The 729-nt window shown below is 59.5% G+C and carries 1 protein-coding gene; it reads left to right on the top strand.

Annotated elements, in window-relative coordinates; all coding sequences use genetic code 11:
* Positions 1-103: 103 nt before the first annotated feature.
* Positions 104-613 carry a hypothetical protein gene (locus SxD43FB_RS23815; RefSeq protein ID WP_176482917.1) on the top strand — a complete coding sequence of 170 codons (510 nt, stop codon included), beginning with the start codon at positions 104-106 and terminating at the stop codon, positions 611-613.
* Positions 614-729: the final 116 nt, after the last annotated feature.

The following is a 729-nucleotide window of genomic DNA, read 5'->3' as shown; positions in this document are numbered from 1 at the left end:
ACCTATAGGATATGACGCACCCCCCCAAACCGCGATCGGGACCAGCCATGAGGGCCATCTGGCGATAGAGGTCCACACTGCCGTGATTGAACATCGACATGGAATGAATATCCACGTCGCAGTCGATGCGATGGCTCTCGACGTGGAAATCGCTGCTTATTGCCGTGAATATTGGAGCGAGATCGACGACGCGCGCGACCCGAACGCTCTGTCCGACGCCGAAGCTATATCAAGCTATTTCGAAGGTCATCCGTCGGAAAGCTGCACGAGGGATCGCATGCGTATTGCGTCCGTCGCACACCCGTCTCCCCTTGCTGCCGGATCGATCGAGCAAGGCCGCTATTGTGTACTATCAACCGCCCATCTGACGGTTCATACCGCCTCATGCCTCGATAAATGGGCGTCCTGGCCGCCCAGTGATCGACCGATCGACATCGCGGCTTCGGTCTATGGCTGGTTCGTGCCGACGCGCGCCATTGATGATGACCGCCGTGCGCAATTGCCGCAGGATCTGCTGCGGCTCATCGCCTTCGGCCGCGCGCACGGCTTCCAGTTCCTGCTCTTCGACTGTGACGGCAGTGACGTCGACGGACTGCCGCTCCACCATTGGTAGGGAGGTTTCCAATCTGGCCGCCCCGGCATTCTCCGCGATTATCCGAATTTCCCCGCGACCTGATTCCAGAAGCCGATCTTGCGTCCATGCACCTTGCGAAGATCGGCCAGCCAGTC

The sequence above is a fragment of the Sphingobium sp. D43FB genome, from assembly GCF_002312805.1.
Lineage (GTDB): Bacteria > Pseudomonadota > Alphaproteobacteria > Sphingomonadales > Sphingomonadaceae > Sphingobium.
This window is presented reverse-complemented; position numbering and strand designations above follow the sequence as displayed.